Origin of the sequence: Burkholderia sp. Bp9142 (assembly GCF_003853415.1) — a bacterium.
GTDB lineage: Bacteria > Pseudomonadota > Gammaproteobacteria > Burkholderiales > Burkholderiaceae > Burkholderia.
Map to the genome: position 1 here is coordinate 1 of NZ_QTPP01000052.1, position 25,963 is coordinate 25,963.

At 67.9% G+C, this 25,963-nt stretch carries 23 protein-coding genes; 10 read left to right on the plus strand and 13 right to left on the minus strand.

Annotated features, from left to right (window positions below; genetic code table 11):
• The 3 genes from DIE22_RS34365 to DIE22_RS34375 all read right to left on the minus strand — a co-directional run.
• Window positions 1–155, minus strand: a 155-nt coding sequence (locus DIE22_RS34365) for a GntR family transcriptional regulator (RefSeq protein ID WP_124492242.1), incomplete at its 3' end; no start/stop codon positions are given.
• Between the two features lie 667 nt (window positions 156–822).
• Window positions 823–1,275 (minus strand): phosphate-starvation-inducible protein PsiE, encoded by a 453-nt coding sequence (locus DIE22_RS34370; protein WP_124501654.1) that lies wholly within the window; start codon window positions 1,273–1,275, stop codon window positions 823–825.
• Window positions 1,272–1,643: a LysR family transcriptional regulator gene (locus DIE22_RS34375; protein WP_124607203.1), complete on the minus strand. Its 372-nt coding sequence runs from the start codon at window positions 1,641–1,643 to the stop codon at window positions 1,272–1,274. The genes DIE22_RS34370 and DIE22_RS34375 overlap by 4 nt, the downstream gene beginning before the upstream one ends.
• A 439-nt stretch (window positions 1,644–2,082) precedes the next feature.
• Between DIE22_RS34375 and DIE22_RS34385 the strand changes: the two genes are divergently transcribed.
• The 5 genes from DIE22_RS34385 to DIE22_RS34405 all read left to right on the plus strand — a co-directional run bounded on the left by DIE22_RS34385 (window position 2,083) and on the right by DIE22_RS34405 (window position 10,178).
• On the plus strand, window positions 2,083–3,147 hold the full coding sequence (locus tag DIE22_RS34385; RefSeq protein ID WP_124607177.1) for a Dyp-type peroxidase: 1,065 nt from the start codon (window positions 2,083–2,085) through the stop codon (window positions 3,145–3,147).
• Window positions 3,140–3,955, plus strand: coding sequence for a family 1 encapsulin nanocompartment shell protein (locus DIE22_RS34390; RefSeq protein ID WP_124501652.1), 816 nt, complete (start codon window positions 3,140–3,142; stop codon window positions 3,953–3,955). The genes DIE22_RS34385 and DIE22_RS34390 overlap by 8 nt, the downstream gene beginning before the upstream one ends.
• Before the next feature lie 96 nt (window positions 3,956–4,051).
• Window positions 4,052–4,321, plus strand: a complete 270-nt coding sequence (locus DIE22_RS34395) for a hypothetical protein (protein WP_124607178.1) — start codon at window positions 4,052–4,054, stop codon at window positions 4,319–4,321.
• A 613-nt stretch (window positions 4,322–4,934) separates the two neighbouring features.
• On the plus strand, window positions 4,935–7,766 hold the full coding sequence (locus DIE22_RS34400; RefSeq protein ID WP_124607179.1) for an ATP-dependent Clp protease ATP-binding subunit: 2,832 nt from the start codon (window positions 4,935–4,937) through the stop codon (window positions 7,764–7,766).
• Window positions 7,767–7,898: 132 nt separating this feature from the next.
• Window positions 7,899–10,178: an FdhF/YdeP family oxidoreductase gene (locus DIE22_RS34405; RefSeq protein ID WP_124607180.1), complete on the plus strand. Its 2,280-nt coding sequence runs from the start codon at window positions 7,899–7,901 to the stop codon at window positions 10,176–10,178.
• A gap of 139 nt (window positions 10,179–10,317) precedes the next feature.
• On the opposite strand, the gene DIE22_RS34410 is transcribed toward DIE22_RS34405, so the two are convergent.
• Window positions 10,318–11,739, minus strand: a complete 1,422-nt coding sequence (locus DIE22_RS34410; RefSeq protein ID WP_124607181.1) for a cytosine permease — start codon at window positions 11,737–11,739, stop codon at window positions 10,318–10,320.
• Between the two features lie 391 nt (window positions 11,740–12,130).
• Between DIE22_RS34410 and DIE22_RS34415 the strand changes: the two genes are divergently transcribed.
• Window positions 12,131–13,054, plus strand: coding sequence for a LysR family transcriptional regulator (locus tag DIE22_RS34415; protein WP_124607182.1), 924 nt, complete (start codon window positions 12,131–12,133; stop codon window positions 13,052–13,054).
• A gap of 61 nt (window positions 13,055–13,115) precedes the next feature.
• Here DIE22_RS34415 and argE read toward each other — a convergent pair whose 3' ends face one another.
• The 4 genes from argE to DIE22_RS34435 form a co-directional block, all read right to left on the minus strand.
• Window positions 13,116–14,279 carry an acetylornithine deacetylase gene (gene argE, locus DIE22_RS34420; RefSeq protein ID WP_124607183.1) on the minus strand — a complete coding sequence of 388 codons (1,164 nt, stop codon included), beginning with the start codon at window positions 14,277–14,279 and terminating at the stop codon, window positions 13,116–13,118.
• The gene (locus DIE22_RS34425) at window positions 14,272–14,949 is read right to left on the minus strand and encodes a DUF1028 domain-containing protein (protein WP_124501644.1); all 678 of its coding nucleotides are present in this window, start codon (window positions 14,947–14,949) and stop codon (window positions 14,272–14,274) included. Before DIE22_RS34425 ends, argE begins: the two co-directional genes overlap by 8 nt.
• Window positions 14,950–14,957: 8 nt before the next feature.
• Window positions 14,958–15,395, minus strand: a complete 438-nt coding sequence (locus DIE22_RS34430; protein WP_124501643.1) for a RidA family protein — start codon at window positions 15,393–15,395, stop codon at window positions 14,958–14,960.
• Window positions 15,396–15,492: 97 nt separating this feature from the next.
• On the minus strand, window positions 15,493–16,830 hold the full coding sequence (locus DIE22_RS34435) for an NAD(P)/FAD-dependent oxidoreductase (RefSeq protein WP_124607184.1): 1,338 nt from the start codon (window positions 16,828–16,830) through the stop codon (window positions 15,493–15,495).
• A 559-nt stretch (window positions 16,831–17,389) separates the two neighbouring features.
• On the opposite strand from DIE22_RS34435, the gene DIE22_RS38420 reads away from it, so the two are divergent.
• Window positions 17,390–17,545, plus strand: a complete 156-nt coding sequence (locus tag DIE22_RS38420) for a hypothetical protein (protein ID WP_162840566.1) — start codon at window positions 17,390–17,392, stop codon at window positions 17,543–17,545.
• 207 nt (window positions 17,546–17,752) lie between these two features.
• Window positions 17,753–18,766: a tryptophan--tRNA ligase gene (gene trpS / locus DIE22_RS34440; protein ID WP_124501641.1), complete on the plus strand. Its 1,014-nt coding sequence runs from the start codon at window positions 17,753–17,755 to the stop codon at window positions 18,764–18,766.
• Window positions 18,767–18,885: 119 nt separating this feature from the next.
• Here trpS and DIE22_RS34445 read toward each other — a convergent pair whose 3' ends face one another.
• From DIE22_RS34445 to DIE22_RS34465, 5 genes are all read right to left on the minus strand, one after another.
• Window positions 18,886–19,299, minus strand: a complete 414-nt coding sequence (locus DIE22_RS34445) for a VOC family protein (protein WP_124607185.1) — start codon at window positions 19,297–19,299, stop codon at window positions 18,886–18,888.
• Between the two features lie 114 nt (window positions 19,300–19,413).
• Entirely contained in the window at window positions 19,414–19,800 is a 387-nt protein-coding gene (locus DIE22_RS34450) for a VOC family protein (RefSeq protein ID WP_124501639.1), read from the minus strand.
• Between the two features lie 28 nt (window positions 19,801–19,828).
• Complete coding sequence (locus DIE22_RS34455) at window positions 19,829–20,749, minus strand: bestrophin family protein (protein ID WP_124501638.1); 921 nt, start codon at window positions 20,747–20,749, stop codon at window positions 19,829–19,831.
• 169 nt (window positions 20,750–20,918) lie between these two features.
• Entirely contained in the window at window positions 20,919–21,926 is a 1,008-nt protein-coding gene (cydB, locus tag DIE22_RS34460; RefSeq protein ID WP_124501637.1) for a cytochrome d ubiquinol oxidase subunit II, read from the minus strand.
• Between the two features lie 3 nt (window positions 21,927–21,929).
• Complete coding sequence (locus tag DIE22_RS34465; RefSeq protein WP_124501636.1) at window positions 21,930–23,330, minus strand: cytochrome ubiquinol oxidase subunit I; 1,401 nt, start codon at window positions 23,328–23,330, stop codon at window positions 21,930–21,932.
• A gap of 408 nt (window positions 23,331–23,738) precedes the next feature.
• Between DIE22_RS34465 and fdhD the strand changes: the two genes are divergently transcribed.
• Complete coding sequence (gene fdhD, locus DIE22_RS34475) at window positions 23,739–24,608, plus strand: formate dehydrogenase accessory sulfurtransferase FdhD (protein WP_124607186.1); 870 nt, start codon at window positions 23,739–23,741, stop codon at window positions 24,606–24,608.
• Window positions 24,608–25,822, plus strand: coding sequence for a gephyrin-like molybdotransferase Glp (gene glp, locus DIE22_RS34480; protein WP_124607187.1), 1,215 nt, complete (start codon window positions 24,608–24,610; stop codon window positions 25,820–25,822). The genes fdhD and glp overlap by 1 nt, the downstream gene beginning before the upstream one ends.
• Window positions 25,823–25,963 lie beyond the last annotated feature (141 nt).

Here is a 25,963-nt window from a genome sequence, read left to right on the forward strand (position 1 = left end):
CTTTCGAGCAACAGGTATGCATGCAGCACGGTCGTGATGCTGATCCGGTGCTGCTGGCTCGCCTGCCGCACCGACGGCACACGATCGCCATGTCGATACACGCGTTGCCGGATGAGCCTCTCGATGTCGTTCGCGAATTTCTCGTAGAGCTTCATCCGCCTCGCCCCGCCAGCGGTGAACCAGGCTGCGACGCGTGCATGCGCGTGCCGCGCCGCTGCGCGAAGCCGGATAGCCGTGCGCGGCCGCGGGCATCCCGGTGCGAGCGTCGTCCGTTACCGAAATTGAAGGCGGATAGCAATGCGGAACCCATCGTGACAAGGATCGGCATCCTACTGCGTCAATTCGGTGAATGTAAGTGACAGTTTGGCGATCGAACGCCAAATCGCGCGGGTGTGGTGAACAGATGGAAAATCAGCGGCACGCCAGCATCCCGTGCCTTCCGTATCGCCGCGCGGATGCCGGGCACACACGGCCGGCGGCACGCAGGTCGGCACCCCGGCGCGGCACGTGCAATCGCACGGCAACGATTTGCCCCCTGCCCTACAGGCACCGACGCTCGGTATTCCCGACGGCCTTCGGGCCGCGACGGCGGCATGCATGTCGGCGGTTTCACACAGCGCGGCGTGGCGCGGCGCGATGCGTCATCAACACGGCGACGATCAGTTGCCGAGGCGTTGGACACCTCTCGTGTCGCTGATCCACGCGACCGCCGCCAGCCGACGATCGTCCGCGGAAGGTTCGGACCGCGAGCACGCGACGGCCGATATCCCGATGTTCGACATGCGTGCCCGTCGCTGCGTCACACGCAGTGCGAGCCGCGCGTTATCGCCGCGCGTGCGCATCCTCCTCGACATCGTCGACTTCCGCCGGAAAGCGATGCTGGCCGAAGCTCAGGATCAACACGCCCACCGCGAGCAGCACGATCCCGAACGTGGTCATCAGCATCCGCTCGGGACTATCCGTCGCGCCGCGCAGAATAAGGTCGCGCGCGAGCGACGTCATCGCGATGAACAGCGGAAAGCGCACCGGCAGCCGGCCGAGCCGCAGGTACCGCACGTCCATCGCGAGCACCTCGAGATACAAGAACATCAGCAGCAGGTCGGTGAGCGACACCTCGCCCGCGAGCACGACCTTCCACGCTTCCTGCGCCATCGCGAACGCGGTCGCGAGACCGATCACGATCAGCCCGGCCAGCTCGGCCGCATGGAGGAAGTATCCGAAGCGGCGGCGGATGCGCTCGGCGGCCGTATCGGCGGAAGCAGTGGACGTGTTCAAGGCGATGACCGGTGCAATGACGTAGGTGCCGCGCTCGACGCTGCGTCGACGCGGCGGACGGTATCGGACAGCGGGAAGCCCGCGACGCGCGCATCGGAACCGGTTGCGCACGCACCGGCTGTGCTGGCGGACTGCGCGACCGCGGACAGCGTCCGCCGGCAGCACTGGGCGAATGCGACACCGGCATCGGTGCACGCCACGCCGTCGCTCGCGCGATCCAGCAACAGCCGGCAGCCGAGATACCGTTCGAGGGCGTCGAGGCGCTCGCTCACCTGCGCATCGCCGAGCTTCAGCTCGGACGCCGCGCCGGACAGCCCGCCATGCTCGACCACCGCGACAAAAATGCGCATCGCTTCCAGCAGGTTCATCATGACGGTCCTCTTCGGCGGGCAGGGCGAACCTAATCTACTGCACGCGTCACGCACGCTCAAGAGCACAGCGCCGCGGGCTTCAGGAGTACAGCTGCACGCACGCGACGCAAAATCGGACCCCGATCAACCCATTCGAATGACAGATCGTCGATACGTGTTCCAAAGACCCGCCGAAGCTGCTAGATTGCAGGCTCGACGACGTTACGCGGTGCGGACAGGTCACGCGCCGGGCGAACGCGCGGCCTTCCCGCCCGCCTCCCCTTGCGCGCCCGGGCGGCAGGCGCCGCCGCCGCGGCCCGTTGCGCGATGCCCGCGCAACGTCCTTCATCCGCATGTCACAAAGAGAACAGCCGCATGACACAGTCCAACCGTTCGTCTTCGCGCGCCGCGGCATCCGCGGCCCGTCCGTCCCGACACGACTGACCGGCAGGCCGCGATGCAAACCCGTCCCCCGCTTTCCCAGGCCGTTCACAGCCCGATCACGCGCAGCGCGATCTTCCTCGTCGCAACCGTCAACCCCGGCGCCGACCGCGCCGACACGATCCGTTCGTGGTGCGGCGACATCGCCGCGCTCGTGCGCTCGGTCGGCAAGCGCGTGCCGGGCGGCAACCTGTCCTGCGTATGCGGTTTCGGCGCCGGCGCATGGGATGCGCTGTTCGGCGATCCGCGTCCCGCGTCGCTGCATCCGTTCCGCGAATTCGGCGCCGGCCAGCGCGTCGCGGTCGCGACGCCGGGCGACATCCTGCTGCACATCCGCGCCGACGCGATGGACCTGTGCTTCGAACTTGCAACGCAACTGCTCGGCGCGCTCGGCGATGCGGTCACGGTCGTCGACGAGGTGCACGGCTTCCGCAACTTCGACCAGCGCGCGATGATCGGCTTCGTCGACGGCACGGAGAACCCGGAAGGCCGCGAGGCGGTCGACTTCACGGTGATCGGCGACGAAGACGCGGAATTCGCGGGTGGCAGCTACGTGATCGTGCAGAAGTACCTGCACGACATGGCCGGCTGGAACGCGCTCGCGGTGGAGACGCAGGAGCGCATCATCGGGCGCACCAAGCTGTCCGACATCGAACTCGCGCCGGACGTGAAGCCATCGTGCTCGCACAGCGCGCTGACCACGCTCGACGAAAACGGCCAGGAAGTGAAGATCCTGCGCGACAACATGCCGTTCGGGCGCCCCGGTTACGGCGAATTCGGCACCTATTTCATCGGCTACGCGCGTTCGCCGGCCCCGATCGAGCAGATGCTCGAGAACATGTTCGTCGGCCGCCCGCCCGGCAACTACGACCGGCTGCTCGACTACAGTCGCGCGGTCACCGGCTCGCTGTTCTTCGTGCCGTCGGCCGACCTGCTCGAAGCACTCGCCGATCGCGCCGCACCGGCCGACGCCGCCGCCACCACCGCCACCGCCGCGCAGCCGGCACCCGCATCGCCCGAGTCGCGTCGTGACGGCTCACTGAACATCGGATCGCTGAAAGGAGCCAAAGCCCATGAATAACCTGCATCGCGAACTCGCGCCGATTTCGTCGTCCGCCTGGGAGCAGATCGAGGAAGAAGTCGCACGCACCTTCAAGCGCTCGGTGGCCGGGCGCCGCGTGGTCGACGTCGAAGGCCCCGCCGGCCCCGAGCTGTCGGCCGTCGGCACCGGGCATCTGCGCGAGGTCGCCGCGCCGCGCGAGCTGGTGGGCGCACGGCTGCGCGAAGTCCGCACGATCGTCGAGCTGACGGTGCCGTTCGAGCTGAGCCGCGATGCGATCGACAGCGTCGAGCGCGGCGCACGCGACGCCGACTGGCAGCCGGCGAAGGACGCCGCGCAGCGCCTCGCATTCGCCGAAGACGGCGCGATCTTCGACGGCTATCAGGCCGCGGACATCGTGGGCATCCGCGAAGGCACGTCGAACCGCAAGCTCACGCTGCCGGCCGACGTCAGCGCGTATCCGGACGCGATCAGCGACGCGCTCGAAGCGCTGCGGCTCGCCGGCGTCGACGGCCCGTACTCGGTCGTGCTCGGCTCGGACGCCTACACGGCGCTCAGCGAAGCGCGCGACCAGGGCTATCCGGTGCTCGGCCACATCAAGCGCATCGTCAGCGGCGAGATCATCTGGGCGCCGGCGATCAGCGGCGGCTGCGTGCTGTCCACCCGCGGCGGCGACTACGAGCTGCACCTCGGTGAAGACGTGTCGATCGGCTACACGAGCCATACCGACAAGGTCGTTCGCCTGTACCTGCGCGAAACGTTCACGTTCCTGATGCTGACGAGCGAGGCATCGGTGGCCGTGGCGCCGCAGGGCAGCGCGGCGACCTGACGTCCCGCGCGCGATGCCTGCCGGGCGTCGCGCGCACTGGCCGCATTGCCGGCCGCACGTTCGTCGCCTTCCGAACCCTCCTGCATGGAGCGTGAAATGAGCGATTCGAATGAAGCATTGCAGGCGCTGCAAGCGTCGGTCGACGGGCTGAAGCAGGCCATCGACGCGAACGCGAGCCGCCAGGTCGGCGACACCGCCGTACTGTTCACCGTCGTGTCGCTGATGCTGGCCGAACTGCCGCCCGACACCCGCAACCTGATCGAGGATTCGTTCTCCGTCTGGGCCAATGATCTGCAGGATGCGGCGCTATCCACCGACGTGAAGCAGATCGCACGGCAGCGGCTCGCGATGAAACGCTCCGACTGACGCCGGTGCGCCATGGTTGCGCCAGGTCCGGCCGGCACCGTGCAACCCTCCTTCTTCGTCATCGGCCCCGCGCGACGCACCGGGTGCGGTGCGCACGGGCCCCGGCGTACCCCACCCGAGCACGCCGCCGCGCCGCGTAATCGCACCGATGCGCTTGCGCGGCCGCGTTTCACTTCGCGCGCCCTTCCGTTTGCTCTCCACCGGCGCCCTGCGCGCCGATGTCGCACCGCGCTTCGCGCGCGTCGCGCGCCGTCACGTTTCTGCGTCCCGCACGCCGCGCCCGCATGCACGCTCGCCTGTACTCCTTGCAACGCGCGCACGTGCGCATGTGAGGGTGCAATTCCCGGCCTGGCCGATGCGGAACTGTGTCTTGGAGGCCCTGGGCCGATTCGCTATTTTGAACGCAGTCGAAGTGATGCCGCGGACGCCGCGAAGCGCCGGTGTTGCCGGCGTCGAGCGCGGGCGGCGGCCGCGCCGGCTTGCGCTGCGCTGCGCGATGGCGCCGGCGCGGCGCGCGCGCGGCCGGTCGCGTCGTGCGGCGAGCACACCCCGGCGCCGTATCGCATCGGGACTTCCCTTTCGATCTACGTTCATTGACAGGAGCCAGACCACCATGCCCGCACTTTGCGATATCTGTCACGCCCGGCCGGCCGTCGCGCGCGCCACCGTGATGCAGGACGGCGAGCGCAAGACGATCTCGATCTGCGACTATCACTTCCGTCAGCTGATGCGGCATCAGAGCATGCTGAATCCGTTCGATTCGCTGCTGGGCGGCGGTGCGTCCTCGCTGTTCGGCGCGTCCGGCGACGCATCGCCGCTGGCCGCCGAGATTCCGCGCGAATCGGTCGACCCGACCGACGCATTCAGCGAGCAGACGCTCGAACTGCTGCAGCACGCGGCCGAGAAGGCGCACGAACTGCGCCGCAGCGAACTCGACACCGAACATCTGCTGTACGCGCTCGCGGATACCGACGTGTGCGCGGCACTGCTCAAGGAACTGAAGCTGTCGCCGCAGGACCTGAAGGCCTACATCGACGAGCATGCCCAGACCGGCACCGCCTCCCCCGACGCGTCGCTCGACAAGCTGTCGATCTCGCCGCGCGTGAAGAAGGCCGTGCAGTACGCATTCCAGGCCTCGCGCGATCTCGGCCACTCGTACCTCGGTCCCGAGCACCTGCTGATCGGTCTCGCGGCGGTGCCGGACAGCATCGCCGGCACGCTGCTGAAGAAATACGGCGTAACGCCGGAAGCGCTGCGCCAGAAGGTCGTGAAGGTCGTCGGCAAGGGCGCGGAAGACGGCCGCGTCGACGCGCCGACCGGCACGCCGAATCTCGACAAGTTCGGCCGCGACCTCACCGCGATCGCGCGCCAGGGCAAGCTCGACCCGGTGCTCGGCCGCGCGCAGGAAATCGAGAGCACGATCGAGGTGCTCGCGCGCCGCAAGAAGAACAACCCGGTGCTGATCGGCGAGCCCGGCGTCGGCAAGACCGCGATCGTCGAGGGCCTCGCGCAGCGGATTGTGAACGGCGACGTGCCCGAGGTGCTGCGCGGCAAGCGGCTCGTCGAGGTCAACATCAACTCGATGGTGGCCGGCGCAAAGTATCGCGGCGAATTCGAGGAACGCGCGAAGCAGCTGATCGACGAAGTGACGGCCAAGCATGACGAGCTGATCCTCTTCATCGACGAGCTGCATACGATCGTAGGCGCGGGCCAGGGCGGCGGCGAAGGCGGGCTCGACATCGCGAACGTGCTGAAGCCGGCGCTGGCGCGCGGCGAGCTGAGCCTGATCGGCGCGACCACGCTCAACGAATACCAGAAGCACATCGAAAAGGACGCGGCGCTGGAGCGGCGCTTCCAGCCGGTGTTCGTGCCGGAGCCGAGCGTCGAGCAGACGATCGTGATCCTGCGCGGGCTGCGCGACAGCCTCGAGGCGCACCACCAGGTCACGTTCGCCGACGACGCGTTCGTCGCGGCCGCCGAGTTCGCCGACCGCTACATCACCGCGCGCTTCCTGCCCGACAAGGCAATCGACCTGATCGACCAGGCCGCCGCGCGCGTGCGGATCGGCGCGACGTCGCGCCCCGTCGACATCCAGGAAGACGAAGCGCAGATCGCGCAACTGAAGCGCGAGCAGGACTACGCGACGTCGCGCAAGCGCTTCGACGAAGCGAAGCAGTTCGAGGAGCAGATCGGCGCGAAGCAGAAGTCGCTCGATGAAAAGATGGAGGCGTGGCAGCGCAAGACCGGTTCCGAGACGCTGGAAGTGACCGTCGAATCGGTTGCCGAGGTCGTGTCGCGGCTGACCGGCATTCCGGTGTCCGAGCTCACGCAGGAAGAGCGCCAGAAGCTGCTGAAGATGGAGGAGCAGCTGCGCGAGCGCGTGGTCGGTCAGCACGACGCGGTCGTCGCCGTCAGCGACGCGGTGCGGCTGTCGCGCGCCGGGCTCGGCCAGACGCACCGGCCGATCGCGACGTTCCTGTTCCTCGGGCCGACCGGCGTCGGCAAGACCGAGCTCGCGAAGGCGCTGGCCGAGACCGTGTTCGGCGACGAGCAGGCGATCATCCGCATCGACATGTCCGAGTACATGGAACGGCACGCGGTCGCGCGGCTGATCGGCGCGCCGCCCGGCTACGTCGGCTACGACGAAGGCGGCCAGCTCACCGAGCGCGTGCGGCGCCGCCCGTACAGCGTGATCCTGCTCGACGAGATCGAGAAGGCGCATCCGGACGTCTACAACGTGCTGCTGCAGGTGTTCGACGACGGCCGCCTGACCGACGGCAAGGGCCGCGTGGTCGACTTCAGCAACACGATCATCATCGCGACGAGCAACCTCGGCGCCGCGATCATCATGGACAACCTCACGCAGCCGGAGGCCGCGCGCAAGACCGACAAGGCGATCCGCGAGCAGCTGATGCAGGTGCTGAAGGGTCATTTCCGCCCCGAGTTCCTGAACCGGATCGACGAGGTGATCGTGTTCCATGCGCTGTCGAAGGAGAACATCCGCTCGATCGTGCAGATCCAGCTCGACCGTGTGGTGCGCACCGCCGCCGCGCAGGACATCACGCTCGTGATGGGCGAGTCGCTGGTCGAACACCTGACCGAAGCCGGCTACCAGCCGGAATTCGGCGCGCGCGAACTGAAGCGGCAGGTGCGCCAGATCATCGAGACGAAGCTCGCGAAGGAGATCCTGGCAGACAAGCTGACGTCCGGCGATCGCGTCGAAGTCGATTACGACAAGGCCAGCGACGAAGTGACGTTCAACAAGCTCGCGTCGCCTGAAGCCGGGGACGCGAAGAAGGACGCAGACGGCGAGGCGAAGCCGAACGGCAAGGCGGCGAAGGCGTCGACGGATGAAAAGGATGACGAAGCGAAGGCCGAAACGTCCCCGCCGGTCGCGAAGGCATCCGGAAAGAAGTCGTCCGGCGCGAAGAAGCACGCGCCCTGAATCACCGATACCACGCGGGCCCGCATGCACGGGTCCGCATGACCGGCGCCGTCCGCCCGACGGCGCCGCCCCACGCCGCGACGCGGCGCAACCCGAGCCGCCCCGCAGCGGGCGCGGCCCATGGAGATTCACATGACAAATCGACGCGACGTGCCAGGCATCAGGAAGTACGATGGGCCCGCCGGCGGTTGGGGCGCGCTTCGCGCGACAGCCGATGCCGTGCGCACGCAGATGGAAACCATCGAGGCGCCGATCGTGCTGATGCGGACCAACCAGCCCGACGGTTTCGACTGCCCCGGCTGCGCATGGCCCGACAAGGAACACAAGTCGACGTTCCAGTTCTGCGAGAACGGCGCGAAGGCCGTCACGTGGGAAGCGACGACCAAGCGCGTGACGCCCGAGTTCTTCGCGGCGAACCCGGTGTCGTCGCTGTTGCGGATGTCCGACTACGAGCTGGAGAACATGGGCCGGCTCACGCATCCGCTCGTCTACGATCGCGCGACCGACACGTTCCGCGCGGTCGAATGGGACGACGCGTTCGCGCGCATCGGCGAGGTGCTGCGCGCGCTGCCGCCCGAGCAGGTCGAGTTCTACACGTCGGGCCGCGCGTCGAACGAAGCCGCGTACCTGTATCAACTCTTCGCGCGCGAGCTCGGCACCAACAACTTCCCCGACTGCTCGAACATGTGCCACGAGCCGACCAGCGTCGGCCTGCCGCAGTCGATCGGGATCGGCAAGGGCACGGTGTCGCTGGAGGATTTCGACCACTGCGAGCTGATCATCTCGATCGGCCACAACCCCGGCACCAACCATCCGCGGATGATGGGCACGCTGCACGAGTGCTCGCGCCGCAACGTGCCGATCATCGTGTTCAATCCGCTGCGCGAGCGCGCGCTCGAACGCTTCGCGGATCCGCAGGACATGATCGAGATGGCGTCGTTCGGCTCGACGCGCATCGCGTCGACGTACTACCAGGTCGACGCGGGCGGCGACGCGGCCGCGCTGAAGGGCATCATGAAGGCGCTGCTGCGGCTCGAGGCCGAGCGCGGCGACGTGCTCGACCGCGACTTCATCGCGCAGCACACGAGCGGCTTCGACGCGTTCTCCGCCGACCTGGAGGCCACGTCGTGGGACGACATCGAGCGCGCGAGCGGCCTGAGCCAGGCGCAGCTCGAACAGGTCGCGCTCGCGTATGCGAAGTCGAACGCGACGATCGTCACGTACGGGATGGGCGTCACGCAGCACAACAAGGGCACCGCCACCGTGCGCCTGATCGCCGACCTGCTGCTGATGCGCGGCAACTTCGGCAAGCCCGGCGCGGGCGTGTGCCCGCTGCGCGGCCACTCGAACGTGCAGGGCAACCGCACGGTCGGCATCACCGAGAAGCCGTCGGCCGAGTTCCTGCAGAAGATCGAGGACATGTGCGGCTTCAAGCCGCCCGCGCAGCACGGGCACGATGCCGTACAGGCAATGCAGGCGATGGTCGACGGCCAGGCCAAGGCGCTGCTGTGCCTCGGCGGCAATTTCGCGGTCGCGCTGCCCGATCCCGAGCTGTCGTTCCCCGCGATGGCGAAGCTCGATCTCAGCGTCCATCTCGGCACGAAGCTGAACCGCTCGCATCTGCTGGTCGGCAAGGAAACCTACATCCTGCCCGTGCTCGGCCGCACCGAGCTCGACGTGCAGGCGTCCGGCCCACAATCGATCACCGTCGAGGATTCGATGTCGATGGTGCACGCGTCGGCCGGCAAGCTCAAGCCTGCTTCCGACCAGTTGCGTTCGGAACCCGCGATCGTGGCCGGCATTGCACATGCGACACTGCCGGCCAGCAAGGTCGCGTGGCTCGACCTGATCGCCGACTACGACCGCATCCGCGACCTGATCGACAAGACGGTGTCCGGCTTCGAGGCGTTCAACGCGCGCATCCGCACGCCGGGCGGCTTCCGCCTGCCGCTGCCGCCGACCGAGCGCGTGTGGCCCACGCCGACCGGCAAGGCGATGTTCTCGGTCTACAAGGGCGTGAAGGAAGACGCGGACGTACTCGGCGCCGCGCAGGTGCTGCGGCTGATCACGCTGCGCAGCCACGATCAGTACAACACGACGATCTACGGGCTCGACGATCGCTATCGCGGCGTGTTCGGGCGACGCGACGTGCTGTTCATGAACCCGGCCGATCTCGCGAAGTACGGGCTCGAGCACGGCGATCTCGTCGACATCGAGACGATCACCGCGTCGGGCCGCACGCTGCGCCTCGAGAAGATCACCGCGATCGAGTACGACATCGCGCCGGGGTCGGTCGGCGCGTACTACCCGGAGGCGAACGTGCTCGTGCCGCTCGACTACATCGACAAGGAAAGCGGCACGCCGTCGTACAAGTCGGTGCCGGTGCACGTCACACGCTCGGCGGTCGCCTGATCCGCGGGCAGGCAGGGTCGCGACGCACGGCCCGCCGCGCCATGCCGCGAACCTGAACCGGCTCTTTCCCCTCTCCCGGCCGCCGCATCGCATCCGATGCAGCGGCCGCTTTCGTTGATCGCGTCGAACGACGGCCGGCTTACCGCGCCGCCGACGACGGCAGATGCGCGCCCGCCTGCCGGCGCCTGTACGCGCTGTCGCGCGTCGCGAGCCAGTAGTACAGCGGCGACGTCAGCAGCAGCCCGACGAGCCACGACAGGTCGGCACCGCCGAGATGCGCGGGAATCGGCCCCGCATACATCGGCGTGTTCATGAACGGAATCTGCACGGCGATCCCGATCGCATACGCGAGCAGCGCCTGCGGATTGAAGCGGCCGTACACGCCGCCGTCCGCCATGAAGATCGACTGGATGTCGTACTTGCCCTTGTGGATCACGTAGAAGTCGATCAGGTTGATCGCCGTCCACGGCACCAGCACGACGAGCAGCGCGAGCACCAGATCGACGAGATTGCCGACGAAGTTCGTCGACGCGCCGATCGCCGCATAGCAGCACGCGACGAAGATCACCACCGACACCACCGCGCGCGTCTTCGCGGTCGGAATCCACTTGTACGCGAAGGTCTGCACCGACGTGATCACCGCGAGCACCGCGCCGTACAGGTTCAGCGCGTTGTGGCTGATCACGCTCAACAGGAACAGCACCAGCATCAACGGGCCGAGCGGGCCCGTCGCCTGCTTGACCGCGTCCATCGTATCCGCGCCGGCCGGCACCGCGAGCACCGCGACCGCGCCGAAGATGAACGCGAGCGTCGAGCCGATCGTGCAGCCGAGATAGGTCGCCCAGAACGTCGACGCGACGCCGACGTCTTCCGGCAGGTAGCGCGAATAATCCGACACGTACGGCGCGAACGCGATCTCCCACAGCGCGGACAGCGACACCGTCGCCAGCCACCCTGCGAAGTCGAAACCGCCGCGCGTGAGGAAATCGGCGGTGCTCACGTGCGACAGGATCATCCAGAAGCCGACCAGGATGCCGATGCCGAGCACCCACGTGCCGATCCGGTTCAGGATGTGGATGAACCGGTAGCCGACGATCCCGATCAGCCCCGAGCCCACCGCGCCGATCACGATGCCGACGGGCACCGGCACCGACGACGCGATCCCGTGCACCGACTTGCCGGCCAGCACGATGTTCGATGCGAAGAAGCCGACGTACATCACCGCCGCGATCAACGTGACCAGCAGCGCGCCCCACGAGCCGAACTGCGCGCGGCTCTGGATCATCTGCGGGATGCCCATCTGCGGCCCCTGCGCCGAATGCAGCGCCATCAGCACGCCGCCGACCGCCTGGCCGACGACGATCGCGACGATGCCCCACATCAGGTTCAGGTGGAAGATCTGCACGCCGAGCGCGCCGGTCACGATCGGCAGCGGCGCGATGTTGCCGCCGAACCAGAGCGTGAACAGGTCGCGCACCTTGCCGTGGCGTTCTGCGGGCGGCACGTAGCCGATCGTGTGTTTCTCTATCATGGGGGACGCGTTGCGGTCCGCGGTCGTCATGGCGATGTCTCCTGTGCTGCGCGGCGATGCGCGCGTGCCGTTTCAGCCGGCGCGCGACGGTGCGTGCGCCTGCAATCGGGTCCGGATACGCGGGCAACGGTTCGCCGCGTGCAGGCACGACGACATCGATCGAAGCGCCGGCGCGCATTGCGTGCGGGGACGGATGACATGCCCCGCCGGCACGTGCGCGCTTTGGTCGCGATCCGGATTGCAGACGATGGTGCGCCACGCATGCGGCGACCGGAAAATACTAAAAATATTTCCGGGACATACGAAAAAGCTCTGCAGCGGAAATGCCGGCGCCGGGCTTCTTCGGGTAAGGTGCTACGCAAAATACTGGACAGAATGGGCCCCGCGGCCGCACGCGCCGGGGCCGGTATCAGAGGTGCTCGTGGCTCACTACACTTTGCGGCAACTGAAGTATTTCGTGACGACGGTGGAATCCGGCAGCGTCGCCGAGGCGTCGCGCCAGCTCTTCATCGCGCAGCCGTCGATCTCCAGCGCGATCAAGGGGCTCGAGGAAAGCTTCGGCGTGAAGCTGTTCATCCGCCATCACGCGCAGGGCGTGTCGCTGACGCCGAGCGGCACGCGTTTCTACCGGAAGGCGCAGGAGCTGCTGCGCATCGCGCACGAATTCGAACAGAACGCGCTCGCCGACAACGACGTGATCAGCGGGCAGATCGACATCGGCTGCTTCGAGACCGTCGCGCCGCTCTACCTGCCACAGCTGATCGCGGGCTTTCGAGAGCGCTACCCGGGCGTCAACATCCGGCTGCGCGACGGCGACCAGCAGGAGCTCGTGCAGGGCCTGACGGCCGGCACCTTCGATCTCGCGTTTCTCTACGACCACGATCTCGACGGCACGATCGAGACCGACCCGCTGATGCCGGCGCAGCAGCCGTACGTGCTGCTGCCGGAGAACCACCGGTTCGCGGGTCAGTCGCATGTATCGCTGCGCGACCTCAGCGTCGAGCCGATGATCCTGCTCGACGTGCTGCCGAGCCGCACCTACTTCGTCAGCCTGTTTCACGAGTTGGGGCTCACGCCGAACATCGTGTTCGCTTCGCCGTCGATCGAGATGGTGCGCGGGATGGTCGGCCAGGGCTTCGGTTTCTCGCTGCTCGTCACGCGCCCGCATTCCGAATACACCTATGACGGCCGGCGCGTCGTGACGATCGGCCTCAGCGAAACGGTGAGCCCGTCGGGGCTCGTGAGCGCGCGGCTCAAGCGCGGGCAGCTGACGAAGCAGGCGCAGTCGTTCGTCGAGTTCTGCCGCGAGCGGCTCGCACAGATCGTCGCCGAATCCGCGCAATAGCAAGGAACGAACCGCACGCGCCGCCGAACGGCGGCGTGCGGCATGCAGTCGGACGGCCGGATCAGCCGGACGAAGCGAGATGCGTGAGGAGACGGCCGAGCATCGCGTCGCATCCGTGCAGCTGCTCGAGCGTGACGAACTCGTCGGGCTTGTGCCCCTGGTCCATGCTGCCCGGCCCGCACACCACGGTCGGTATGCCGGCCTGCCCGAACAGCCCGCCCTCGGTGCCGAATGCGACGGTGCCGAACGCGTCGGAACCGCTCAGCATCGCGAGCAGCCGCGCGGCTTCGCTGTCCGGCGACGTCGCAAGCCCCGGATATGCGCCGAGCGATTGCAGACGGATGTCCGTATCGGGCTGCACCGCGCGCATCCTCGGCAGCAGTTCGGATTCCGCATAATCCTGCAGCCTCCTCGTCACGTCGTGCGCATCGAACGCCGGCAGCGCCCGCACCTCGAAATCGAACTCGCATTCGGCCGGCACGATGTTCAGCGCGCGGCCGCCCTTGATCAAGCCGGCCTGCACGGTGGAGAACGGCGGATCGAAGCGGCTGTCGTGATGCTCGGGCCGCGCGAGCGACGCACCGATCTCGCCGAGGCGGCCGATCAGCTTCGCCGCGTAGTCGATCGCGTTGACGCCGAGCGGCGCGTACGCCGAGTGGCACGCAGCGCCCTTCACGTGGCAGCGCATCGCGAGCTTGCCCTTGTGACCGAGCACCGGCTTCAACGCCGTCGGCTCGCCGATCAGGCACAGGCGCGGCCGGTGCTCGCGAGCAGCCAGTGCGTCGAGCATCGGCCGCACGCCGAGACAGCCGACTTCCTCGTCGTACGAGAACGCGATATGCACGGGCAGGTTCAACGGCCGTGAGACGAACGCCGGCACGGCCGCGAGCACCGACGCGATGAAGCCCTTCATGTCGGCCGTGCCGCGCCCGTATAGCCGGCCGTCGCGCTCGGTCAGCCGGAACGGCTCGACCGTCCACGCCTGCCCGTCGACCGGCACCACGTCGGTATGGCCCGACAGCGCGACGCCGCCGCGATCGCGCGGCCCGATCGTCGCGTACAGGCTCGCCTTCGTGCGTTCCGCGTTGTAGAACAGCTCGCTCGAGACACCAAAGCCGTCGAGATAGTCGCGGATGAAGTCGATCATCGCGAGGTTCGAGTCGCGGCTGACCGTCGCGAAGCCGATCAGACGCTCGAGCAGTGCGCGGCTCGACGTGTCACTCATCGCCCGGCACTCCGTAGCTCGGCGCGGCGGTCGGGTTCAGCGCGCGCGTCTGGTAATCCTGCATCTGCGGGCGATACGCGTGCCACAGCGCGTCCAGCTGCCCGATCGGATCGGCGTCGGCCCAGTCGACGCGCAGGTCGACGAGCGGCCAGGTCACGTCGCCGGCCACCTTGAGCGCGGCCGAATGCACCGGCCCGGCCTCACCGCCCGCCGCCATTGCCGCGTGCATCGCGGCCAGCAGGCGATCGGCGAGCAGCCCGGGCGCCTGCCCGAACGCGCGCGCCATCGCATCGATCACGGCCGGCGCGGCCAGCAGATTGCCGGCCGCCACGCATTGCTCGCCCTGCACCGCGTGGTGCGTGCCGAGCGCCTCCTTGCCGGTGAAGCACGCCGTCTGCCCCTGCCCGTCGATCACCGTGACCTGCCGGAACTGGCTCCAGCCGTTCGCGCTGAGCGCGCGATCGAGCGCGGCGGCTGGCGCGAGCTGCTCGTGCTCGATCAGATCGAGGATCTGCGGGCCGAGCGCCGGCAGCGTGATGTTCTGCGTCGCGACCGCGCCGACGCCCGCGCGCACCCACGGGCAGCGCGCGCCCACCGCGATGCTCGACGAGCTGATCGCGATGCCGAGCTGGCCCGTTTCCGGGCAGCGCCCGACGATGGAGAAAGTCATGCCGCCTCCTATGCGCGGTTCGGCTGCCAGTTGTCGGGGATCACCGCGATCACGTCGATCTCCATCAGCCACTGCGGCTGGCCGAGCGCCGAGACGACGAGCCCCGTCGAGATCGGGTAGACGCCCTTCAGCCACTTGCCGACTTCCCGGTACACCGGCTCGCGATAGCGCGGGTCGATCAGGTAGGTCGTCGTCTTCACGATGTGCGTGATGTCGCTGCCGGCTTCATCCAGCAGCTGCTTCACGTTCTTCATCGCCTGCTCGGCCTGCGCGCGCGGATCGCCGAGGCCGACCAGGTTGCCGTCGAAATCGGTGCCGACCTGGCCGCGCACGTAGACGGTGTTGCCGGCGCGTACGGCCTGGCACAGGTCGTTGTCGAGCGTCTGGTTCGGATAGGTATCCTTCGTGTTGAACATGCGGATACGGGTGTGGGTGGGCTGGCTCATCGAGGTCCTTCGATTGTCGGTGTATGCGCCCGCCGCGCCGGAAGCGGGCGCGGTGCGGCGGGGTTCTCGTTGGTACGGATCGCAGCGTGACTGCGTATCAGCCGATCGCGTCGACCAGCGGGCGCGCATCGGTCCGCGCGGTGTCGCCGTGTTGGGTGCGCGTTTGTGCGCGACGTTGCGATGCGTCGCGATAGTCGAGGTACTTGCGCTGCGTGACGATGTGGTCGGCGATGTGCTTCGCGTCGTGCCACACGCCCCAGATGAAGCTGGAGCCGCGTCGTGACAGCCACGGCAGTCCGAGGAAATAGAGGCCCGGCTCCCTCGACACGCCGCGCTGATGCTGCGGCTTGCCGTTCGCGGCGAACGCGTCGACGTTCAGCCAGCCGTAGTCGACCGCGTAGCCCGTCGCCCACACGATCGACGTGACGCCGGCGCCGGCCAGGTCGAGTGCGAGAATCGGCTCCGTGACGCACTCAGGATCCGGCAGGATGCGGCGTGCTTCCGGCTTCTCGGGCAGGTCGAGGCCGTTGCGCGCCGCATAGGCGTCTGCGGCGTCGAGCAGCGACAGGTAGTTCTCGTCGCCGCGGGCGAGATTGGCCGCGAGATCGCGTTCGAACACCGCGACGCCGCCGTCGAACGACTTCGTCAGCCCGACGAGCGTCACGCCCTGGTGCGCGAGTGCGCGGAAATCGACCGTATGGCCGCCGCGCGCGCCGCTCACGGCAATCGTCACGTGTTCGCGGCCGGGTGTCGCGACTTCCTTGTCCCATTCGCCGAGCACGCCGAGCCACCAGCAGAAGTCGCGGCCGCGATACGCGCGCGGCGGACGGTCATGCGGGCCGACCGACAGGTAGACCTGCCGGCCCGCGCGCTGCAGTTCGTCGGCGATCTGCACGCCCGAGGACCCCGCACCGACCACCAGCACCGCGCCGTCCGGCAATTGCGCCGGGTTGCGATAGTCGGCGGAATGGATCTGCACGAGACCGGCGTCGTCCGGTGCGATCGGCGGGATGACCGGGCGCTGGAACGGCCCCGTCGCGACGACCACGCGCGCCGCCTCGATCGTGCCGCCGGAAGTTTCGACGACGAAACCCGGCTTGCCTGCGTTGCGCACGACGCTTTTCACTTCGACGCCGGTGCGGATCGGCGCGTCGAACTTGCGCGCATACGCTTCGAAGTAGTCGGCGACCTGCTCCTTCGTTGCAAACGCATCGGGATCGAGGCCGTCGAATTCGAGCCCCGGAAAGCGGTCGTGCCACGCGGGGCCGTTCGCGACCAGCGAATCCCAGCGCCCGGTGCGCCAGCGCTCGGCGATGCGATCGCGCTCCAGCACGAGATGCGGCACGCCGAGCTTGCCCAGGTGCTCGCTCATGGCCACGCCGGCCTGCCCGGCCCCGACGACCAGCGTATCGATTGAGGTTGTTTCCACTGCCACGGCTGTCTCCTTGAAGTGCGGCTCGCTGCGATGCTCGTGTCGTCGCGCGAGTGGGAATGGAGACATTCTGCTGACAGGGTGGCTAGGGCGAAACGATCATTTTTGTCGTTGTTGACGAGAAAAAAGCTGGGGATATCGAGGACGGCCAGTGGACCGGGCATACAGCGCAACGCCGCATCCGGTCCATGCGGTCCAGGGCGATCCCTGCGTGTGCGCGTGGTCGACGCGACGCGCAGGCGGTGTCGGAGGCATGGCCGAATCCGACATCACCGGCTTCGCCGCGTCGACCAACGTCTGGTGCGTTATGTCCCTTTAAGCAGGCCATTGCCCGACAATTCTTGACTGTGCGCGCGCCCTCGAACTGATACGATGCGCGTCGCCTCGCACGACGCGATGCGCACACGGGACGCGTGACCGTTCCCTTTTTCGATCCGCGCGCGTGAACCCCCTACCGCGCCGGGCCGCCGGCCCGCCCCCTCGTTGAACCCCGTAGCATCTCGGCGCCTCACCCGGCCCCGTTGCAGCAACCGTTGGAGTGGCGCACGTTGCGCCTGCAAGCATGAAGAAACTGAAGCAGCACATCCGCACCCTGAGCGAGAAGGACCGTACGCCCGTGGTGCGCGCCTGCGCGCTGCTGTTGATGGCCGGCCTGCTGTACCTGCTGTGGCCGTCCGCGGAAGTCGCGCGCCTCGCGATGGAATCGATGGTGCGCTGACGCACCGTCCGCCCGCCGCTGCGCTATACTTGCGCGATGGAAACCCAACCTGCCTCGCCGAACGTGCATCGCTGGTGGCGCGCCTGACCCAGGCGGCCCGTTTCCTTTTGCATGTCCCGAACGTGATGCCGCCAGCCATGGCGGCATTGTCGTTTCTGCGCCCACGTCATGGCTGGTGGCTTCGATAACCCGGAGCCAACCCAAACCATGACGCACCCGACTCGACCGACCATCCTCACCGGCGACCGCACGACCGGCCCGCTGCATCTCGGCCACTACATCGGCTCGCTGCGCGCACGCGTGCAGATGCAGCACGAGGCGACGCAATTCCTGCTGCTCGCCGACACGCAGGCGCTGACCGACAACATGGGCCGCCGCCAGCGCGTCACCGAGAACGTGATCGAGGTCGCGCTCGACTACCTGGCCGTCGGCATCGACCCGGCGATCTCGACGATCGTCGTCCAGTCGCAGGTGCCCGAGCTCGCCGAGCTGTCGCAATACCTGCTCAACCTCGTCACGGTCGCGCGCCTCGAGCGCAACCCGACCATCAAGGAAGAGATCCGCCTGCGCGGCTTCGAGCGCGACATCCCGGCCGGCTTCCTCACCTACCCCGTCAGCCAGGCGGCCGACATCACCGCGTTCAAGGCGACCCACGTGCCCGTCGGCGACGACCAGTTGCCGATGATCGAGCAGACCAACGAACTCGTGCGCCGCTTCAACGCGACGGTCGACAAGCCGGTGCTGGTGGAATGCGAGGCCGTGCTGTCGGCGGTCACGCGGCTGCCGGGCATCGACGGCAAGGCGAAGATGAGCAAATCGCTCGGCAACGCGATCACGCTCGGCTCGACGCCCGACGAGATCGCTCAAGCCGTGAAGGACATGTACACGGACCCGAACCACCTGCGCGTGAGCGACCCCGGCCAGGTCGAGGGCAACGTCGTGTTCACGTTCCTCGACGCGTTCGAGCCCGACGTGCGGAAGGTCGACGAACTGAAGGCGCACTATCGCCGCGGCGGCCTCGGCGACAGCGTCGTGAAGCGCGTGCTGAACGAGCGGCTGCAGGCGCTGATCGAGCCGATCCGTGCGCGCCGCCGCGAATTCGAGGCGGACAAGGCGGAGGTGATGGCGATCCTGAAGCGCGGCACGCTGCATGCGCGCGAGGTAGCCGGTGCGACGCTGGCGGAGGTGAAAGGCGCGATGGGGCTCACGTATTTCGATTGAGCGGTGCGCGCAGCACACGCGCCCCGGCGACGATGCGCGGCGCAATACCGGAGCCGCGCGTGTCCGATGCCCAACGGCACAACGCCATTCGGCGGGTGGTCAATCGTCGGCGAGCGCCGTCATGACCGCGCGTGCTCCAGCGGAGCCGCGTGGCACACAGCCTCGATCCGGTTGCCGGCAGGGTCGATCAGAAAGGCCGCGTAGTAGTCGCCGTGATAGTGCGGCCTCAATCCGGGGTCGCCGTCAGACTGGCCGCCCGCGGACAGGCCGGCCTCGAAAAACGCATGCACCTGCGCGCGGGAAGCGGCCTTGAAGCACCAGTGCCGCTTGCTCGCCCCGACTTCGGCGGAATCCAGATAAACCGCCAGACAGGTCGATGCGATGTCGTTCGCATTGCAGCGTTCGCCATAGCCGAGCGCGGTGGGCCGGTCGTAGACCTTGGCTGCGCCCAGTGCGGCCATGACGCCATCGTAGAACGGGCGGGCCCGGTCGAGATCCGGAACGGCGATGGACACGTGGTCGAGAAGTTGCATGATGTCGGCTCCATTGAACGAGCACGAGTCTACACAAACGTGACGCACGAGCGATCGCAATCCTTTCGCGCCGCTGGTCCACGCCGCCGACGCCGCAACCGCGCGCGCGGCGCGTCACTTCATCTGCATCAGCTGCACGAGGTTGCCGCACGTGTCGTCGAGCACCGCGACCCGCACCGGCCCCGCGTCCATCGGCGCCAGCGTGAAGCGCACGCCGAGCGCGTCGAGCCGCGCGAACTCCGCGTCGAGATCGTCGACCTGGAACGACGCCGCCGGAATACCGTCCTCGTAAAGCGCCTGACGGTAAGGCCCGACCGCGCGATGCTGGCTCGGTTCGAGCATCAGTTCGGTGCCGTCGAGCTGGTCCTTCGACACGACCGTCAGCCAGCGGTACTCGCCCACCGGCACGTTGTTCTTCAGCCGGAAACCAAGGACGTCGGTATAAAACGCGAGCGCCTTGTCCTGATCGTCGACAAAAATACTCGTCACGTAGATACGCATGTGATGTTCTCCTGATCGTGCGTGCCGCTTACGTGATCTGGTACGTCGACGCCGGCACGAATTCCTCCGGCATCGCGCGATCGCCCAGCTCCAGCACCGACCGTTCGATCGTGCGCGCCATCGCATCGAGCGCCAGCGCGTTCGGCGCGAGGCCGAACGGCTCGGCGACCTCGTTCGCGATCGCCTCGAGCGCGATCAGCGTGTACGAGATGAATACGCAAATCAGCGGCGTGAAGAATTCCGTCGAATCGACGAGGCCGAACGGCAGCAGCACGCAATAAGCATAGACGGTGCGATGCAGCAGCACGCTGTACGAGAACGGAATCGGCGTCGTCAGGATCCGCTCGCAGCCGCCCACCGCCCGGCCCAGCTCGACCAGTTGCGCATCGAACATCCAGCACGTCGCTTCGCTGCCGGGCGCGCGGCCCAGCGCGCGGACGATCCCGCCGCGCAGGTCATCGAGAATCGCGACGGGCCGGTAGCACTTGTGCGCGAACGCGGCGGCACGCTCCGCGCCAAGGATGCGTTGCAGGTCTTGCGCCGGGTCGGTGTGACGCAGCTGATGCTTCAGCGCATACGTAAACGCGATCAGCAGGTCGGCGAGCCGATTGCGCTCCGCGTCGCCGACGCCGTCGGGCAGGTAGCGCCGCAGTTGCGACGTGACGGTGCGCGCCGCGATCAGCAGGTTGCCCCACAGAAGCCGTGCCTCCTTGAAGCGCTCGAAGCTCGCGTTGTTGCGAAACGCGAGAAAGATCGCAAGCGCGAGCCCGAACAGCGTGAACGGCGCGGTGTTCAGCGGAATCTTCTCGCCGAAGATGCGCCCGTTCGTGAAGACCGCCAGCGTGCTGACGATCGCCATGAACACGAGTTGCGGAATGATCGACTGCAGCACGGAGCCGTTCCATACGAACAGCATCCTGAGCCAGTTTTGTCGTGGTCTGACGATCATGGTGTTGTTTCGCCTGCCAGGGAAATACGCAATGCCGGCCGCCCGCGCCCGATGTGCAACGGCCCGCGCGTGGCGGGCCGCTGTCGGTTCGATACCGGGCCGGACGACGCGCCGCGCTGCACGTGATGATACGCCCGCACACGCCGCGCCCCGTCACCGGGCCCGCCGGTCAGTGATAGCCGATGTCGCCCTCGCGCACCTTGCCGCGGAACACGCGGTACTGCATCGCGTTGTACACGAGGATGATCGGCAGCACGATCACGGTGCCGACGAGCGCGAACAGCTGGCTCGAATGGCTCGACGACGCGTCCCAGATCGTCAGCGACGGCGGCACGATGTTCGGCCAGATGCTGATCACGAGCCCCGTGTAGCCGAGGAACACGAGCGCGAGCGTCAGCAGGAACGGCGTCGCCTCGTGCCGGCGCTTCACCGTGTGGAAGATGCCCCACACGCACGCGACGACGAGGATCGGCACCGGCAGGAACCAGCCGAGGTTGCCGCTGCCGAACCACCGATGCGCAACCGCCGGCAGCCCGACCACGGTCCACAGGCTGACCACGCCCATCACGGCGAGCAGCACGCCCGCGAGCGGCTTCATCAGCACGCGCATCTTGCGCTGCAGTTCGCCGTCGACCTTCAGGATCAGCCAGCCGCAGCCGAGCGTCGCATAGGTGACGAGCACGCCGATCCCGCAGAACAGGCTGAACGGCGACAGCCAGTCGAACGGCCCGCCCGCGAACTGGTTGTTCACGATCCGGATGCCCTGCAGCAGCGAACCGAGCACGATCCCCTGGCAGAACGCGGCAAGCGCGGAGCCGCCGATGAATGCGAGATCCCACAGGTGTTGCGTGCGGTTCGCCTTGGCGCGCAACTCGAACGCCGCGCCGCGGAAGATCAGCCCGACCACCATCAGGATCAACGGCAGGTAGTTGGCCGGCAGCAGCGTCGAGTAGACGACCGGGAAGGCGCCGTACAGGCCCGCGCCGCCGAGCACGAGAAAGGTCTCGTTGCCGTCCCACACCGGCGCGACGGTGTCGAGCATCACCTGCCGCTCGGCCTTCGCGTCGAAGAATGGAAACAGCAGGCCGATGCCGAGGTCGAAGCCATCCAGCATCACGTAGATGAACACGCCGAGGCCGATGATCGCGGCCCATACGACAGGAAGATCGATTTGCATGGCTTACTCCGCTTCGGTGACGTTCAGCGGCGTGGACAGCGCGCTCTTGCGCAGCCCCGGATGCCGGTGCAGCTCGATATACCCGGCCTGTGCCGCCGGCCCGCGCTTCATCAGCTGCATCATGTAATAGATCCCTGTTCCGAACACCAGGAAATACACGACCACGAAGATCAGCAGCGACACGCCGACCTGCTGCGCGCTGAGCGGCGCGACCGAATCGACCGTGCGCAGCACGCCGTACACGGTCCAGGGCTGCCGCCCGACCTCGGTCGTGATCCAGCCGGCCAGCAGCGCGACGATGCCCGACGGCCCCATGCACACGACGAACCACTGGAACCAGCGCGTCTCATACAGGCGCCCGCCCTTGCGCAGCAGCAAGCCGAGCACCGCGGTGAGCAGCATCAGCATCCCGAGGCCGGCCATGATCCGGAAGGTCCAGAACACGATCGGCGAATACGGACGGTCCTGCGGCGGGAATTCCTTCAGCCCGCGAATCTCGCCGTCCCAGCTGTGCGTGAGGATCAGGCTGCCGAGGTGCGGCACCTGGATCGCATAGCGCGTCGTCTCGGCCTGCATGTCGGGCAGCCCGACGAGGTTCAGCGCGGTGCCGCCCTTCTCCGTTTCCCACAGCCCCTCGATCGCCGCGATCTTCGCCGGCTGGTATTCGCGCGTGTTCAGCCCGTGCGCATCGCCGACGACGATCTGGATCGGCGCGAGCAGCAGCAGCATCCACAGCGCCATCGAGAAGCTGCGCTTCACCGGCTCGTCGCGGCGCCCCTTCAGCAGGTGCCATGCGCCGCACGCGGCGACGATGAAGCCCGCGACGATGAACGCCGCGATCGTCATGTGCACGAGACGATACGGGAACGACGGATTGAAGATGACCTTGAACCAGTCGACCGGCACGACGAGGCCGTTCTCGATCCGGTAGCCCTGCGGCGTCTGCATGAAGCTGTTCGACGCGAGGATCCAGAACGTCGAGATCAGCGTGCCGACGGCGACCATCAGTGTCGCGAAGAAGTGCGCACGCGGGCTGACGCGCTGCCAGCCGAACAGCATCACGCCGAGAAAGCCGGCTTCGAGGAAGAAGGCCGTCAGGACTTCGTAAGTGAGCAGCGGGCCGGTGATGTTGCCCGCGACGCGCGAGAAGCCCGCCCAGTTCGTGCCGAACTCGTAGGCCATCACGACGCCGGAGACGACGCCCATCCCGAAGCCGATCGCGAAGATCTTCGACCAGAACTGGAACATGGATTTGTAGGCCGCGTCGCCGGTGACGAGATACCGCCATTCCAGCACCGCCAGGAAGCTCGCCATGCCGATGCTGATCGCCGGAAACACGATGTGGAACGACACCGTGAACGCGAATTGCAATCGGGCGAGATGGAACGCATCGAAGATTTCCATGACCGTAATTTGCTCGTGGTTGTGAGGACGTCAGCTCGAAGCAGGAAATCGCGCGACGGCTTCGCGGCGGCACGTGCAAACATGGAAGGATCGCAGTGCACGGCAACGAAGCGTGAATGACGATATCGCGTTTCGGACGATACTCGCAATCGCGCGAACGTGCGCTGAAACTGTGCTTTCCCCGGGCCCGAAGATGTGTGCACGGAAAACCCGTTTCGGGGCCGCGAGGCCGTCAGCTGTACTGCTCCGCGCACTGCAACGCTGTGCATCCGCGGCACGGCCGAATGCCCGTACCATCGGCTCGAAGCCTGCCCGTGGCGAGCCGGCGCGACGCCGCGCACCGCCCCTCGCAGAATCCGTTTCCGTCGCCCGGCGCCCGCGCCGGCCGATCTCCCTGGAGAAACCCGCATGGACCCCAGCGACCGCCCCGACGATCCGGCCGGCAGCCACGCGTGTCGTGTGATGCGTCATCGTGCCGGCGACGCGCGGGACACCGTCGATCGTGTGGTCGACGAAACGCCGGTTGCACTCGTGTTCAACGGCATCGCGCACACGGTGATGATGGCGACGCCGATCGACCTCGACGCATTCGGCCTCGGCTTCGCGCTGAGCGAGGGGATCGTCGAGCGCGCGTCCGACGTCTTCGATATCGAAACCGAATGCCGGCCCGGCAGCGCCGAGGTGCGGCTCACGGTGTCGCAACAGGCGTTCATGGCGCTGAAGGCGCACCGGCGCGCGCTGGCCGGCCGCACCGGCTGCGGCGTCTGCGGGATCGAAAGCATCGCGCAGCTCGACCTGCATCCGCCGCGCATCGCGGCCGCGGGCGCGGCGGCCGGCATCGACGCCGACGCCGTCGCGCGCGCCGCCCGCGCGTTGCCGCAGCGGCAGCCGCTGATGCGTGCGACCGGCGGTATCCATGCGGCTGCGTGGTGCGACCGCGACGGCACCGTGCTGGACGCCTTCGAAGACGTCGGCCGCCACAACGCGCTCGACAAGCTGATCGGCCGGCTCGCGCGGCGTCGCACCGACCTGCGCGCGGGCTTCGTGTTCCTGTCGAGCCGCGCGAGCTACGAGCTCGTGCGCAAGGCCGCCCGCGTCGGCATCCCGATGATCGCGACGATCTCCGCGCCGACGTCGCTCGCGATCGACGTCGCCCGTGAAGCCGGTGTGCGGCTGCTCGGCTTCTGCCGCGACGACGGCTTCGTCGAATACGTGTCGCCCGACGCGCTCCCGTTACCCGAACCGGCGCGTGCGCAACCGCGCGCGCTTACCGCCTGATGACACCCCTGACCGATTTCGACGCCGCCCAACGGCAATTCGCCGGCGCGTTCGCACCGCCGCATGCGACCGCCTTGATTCCGGTCGCGCAAGCGGCCGGCCGCGTGCTCGCCACGCCGCTCGCCGCCGTGCTCGACCAGCCGCCCGCCGACCAGAGCGCGATGGACGGCTACGCGGTCCGTTACGCGGACCTCGCACACGGCGAGCCGCTGCGCGTCGCGCAGCGCTGCTACGCGGGCGACGCGCCGTCGCCGCTCGCACCGCGCACGGCCGCGCGGATCTTCACCGGCAGCCTGATTCCACCCGGTGCCGAAACCGTCGTGATGCAGGAGCACGCGCGCGAGCAGGACGGCTGGGTCGCATTCGACGCACCGCAGCGCGCCGGATCGCATATCCGCCGCCGCGGCGAGGAAGTGCGCGCGGGCGACCGGCTGATGCCTGCCGGCGCGCGGCTCGGTGCGATGCACGTCGGCGTCGCCGCCGCGCAGGGTTGCGCACACATCGACGTGCGGCCGCCGCTGCGGGTCGGCATCCTCACGACCGGCGACGAGCTCGTCCCGTGCGGCCAGCCGCGTGCGCCGCAGCAGATCTACAACAGCAACGCGCCGATGCTCGCCGCGCTGGTGTCGGGAACCGGTGCCGTCGTCGCTGCGAGCGCGCATGCGGCCGACACCGCGACCGCCGTCGATCAGGCGCTGCGCACGATGGCCGCGCGCTGCGATCTGGTCGTCTGTGTCGGCGGCGCATCGGTCGGCGACAAGGACCTGCTGCGCCCCGCGCTGAGCGCGCTCGGCGCATCGTTCGTGGTGTCGGGCGTGCGGATGAAACCCGGCAAGCCCGTCGCGCTCGCGCGGCTCGACGAACGGCCCGTCGTGCTGCTGCCGGGCAATCCGGGCGCCGCGATGATCGCGTTCGCGCTGTTCGTCGCGCCGCTGATCCGCCACCTGCAGGGGCGCGACGACTGCCTGCCGGCCGTACCGTCGCTGCCGATCGATATCGACTTCGAGCCGGATGCGCAGCGCGAACGCTTCGTGCGCGTGCGCCGCGCCATCGACGCCAATGGCGCGCCCGTACTCGATACGCTGCGGCAGCAAGGCGCCGGCACGCTGCAATCGCTCATGCAGGCGAGCGGGCTCGCGCGGCTGCCGGCCGGTCGACGCATCGCGCGCGGCGACGCGGTGCCGTATTACGATTTCGCGCACTGGCTCGCGTGAGCATGCGCGCGACGCCCGCCTTTCGTGCAAGCAGGAGGACGAACTGTATTCCTGCATTTCGGGCGCGATTGTGCCTCTGCCGGGAAAATCCGGCGGACTATCCTCACGATGACGCACGCCACGACCTGCGCGCCGACACGT

Excerpts from the sequence above, each read along its gene's own strand:
- DIE22_RS34375 (WP_124607203.1), bottom strand. The coding sequence starts at position 1,643 with ATGAACCTGCTGGAAGCGATGCGCATTTTTGTCGCGGTGGTCGAGCAT.
- DIE22_RS34385 (WP_124607177.1), top strand. The coding sequence starts at position 2,083 with ATGCAAACCCGTCCCCCGCTTTCCCAGGCCGTTCACAGCCCGATCACG.
- DIE22_RS34390 (WP_124501652.1), top strand. The coding sequence starts at position 3,140 with ATGAATAACCTGCATCGCGAACTCGCGCCGATTTCGTCGTCCGCCTGG.
- DIE22_RS34395 (WP_124607178.1), top strand. The coding sequence starts at position 4,052 with ATGAGCGATTCGAATGAAGCATTGCAGGCGCTGCAAGCGTCGGTCGAC.
- DIE22_RS34400 (WP_124607179.1), top strand. The coding sequence starts at position 4,935 with ATGCCCGCACTTTGCGATATCTGTCACGCCCGGCCGGCCGTCGCGCGC.
- DIE22_RS34405 (WP_124607180.1), top strand. The coding sequence starts at position 7,899 with ATGACAAATCGACGCGACGTGCCAGGCATCAGGAAGTACGATGGGCCC.
- DIE22_RS34410 (WP_124607181.1), bottom strand. The coding sequence starts at position 11,739 with ATGACGACCGCGGACCGCAACGCGTCCCCCATGATAGAGAAACACACG.
- argE (WP_124607183.1), bottom strand. The coding sequence starts at position 14,279 with ATGAGTGACACGTCGAGCCGCGCACTGCTCGAGCGTCTGATCGGCTTC.
- DIE22_RS34425 (WP_124501644.1), bottom strand. The coding sequence starts at position 14,949 with ATGACTTTCTCCATCGTCGGGCGCTGCCCGGAAACGGGCCAGCTCGGC.
- DIE22_RS34430 (WP_124501643.1), bottom strand. The coding sequence starts at position 15,395 with ATGAGCCAGCCCACCCACACCCGTATCCGCATGTTCAACACGAAGGAT.
- DIE22_RS38420 (WP_162840566.1), top strand. The coding sequence starts at position 17,390 with ATGAAGAAACTGAAGCAGCACATCCGCACCCTGAGCGAGAAGGACCGT.
- trpS (WP_124501641.1), top strand. The coding sequence starts at position 17,753 with ATGACGCACCCGACTCGACCGACCATCCTCACCGGCGACCGCACGACC.
- DIE22_RS34445 (WP_124607185.1), bottom strand. The coding sequence starts at position 19,299 with ATGCAACTTCTCGACCACGTGTCCATCGCCGTTCCGGATCTCGACCGG.
- DIE22_RS34450 (WP_124501639.1), bottom strand. The coding sequence starts at position 19,800 with ATGCGTATCTACGTGACGAGTATTTTTGTCGACGATCAGGACAAGGCG.
- DIE22_RS34455 (WP_124501638.1), bottom strand. The coding sequence starts at position 20,749 with ATGATCGTCAGACCACGACAAAACTGGCTCAGGATGCTGTTCGTATGG.
- cydB (WP_124501637.1), bottom strand. The coding sequence starts at position 21,926 with ATGCAAATCGATCTTCCTGTCGTATGGGCCGCGATCATCGGCCTCGGC.
- DIE22_RS34465 (WP_124501636.1), bottom strand. The coding sequence starts at position 23,330 with ATGGAAATCTTCGATGCGTTCCATCTCGCCCGATTGCAATTCGCGTTC.
- fdhD (WP_124607186.1), top strand. The coding sequence starts at position 23,739 with ATGGACCCCAGCGACCGCCCCGACGATCCGGCCGGCAGCCACGCGTGT.
- glp (WP_124607187.1), top strand. The coding sequence starts at position 24,608 with ATGACACCCCTGACCGATTTCGACGCCGCCCAACGGCAATTCGCCGGC.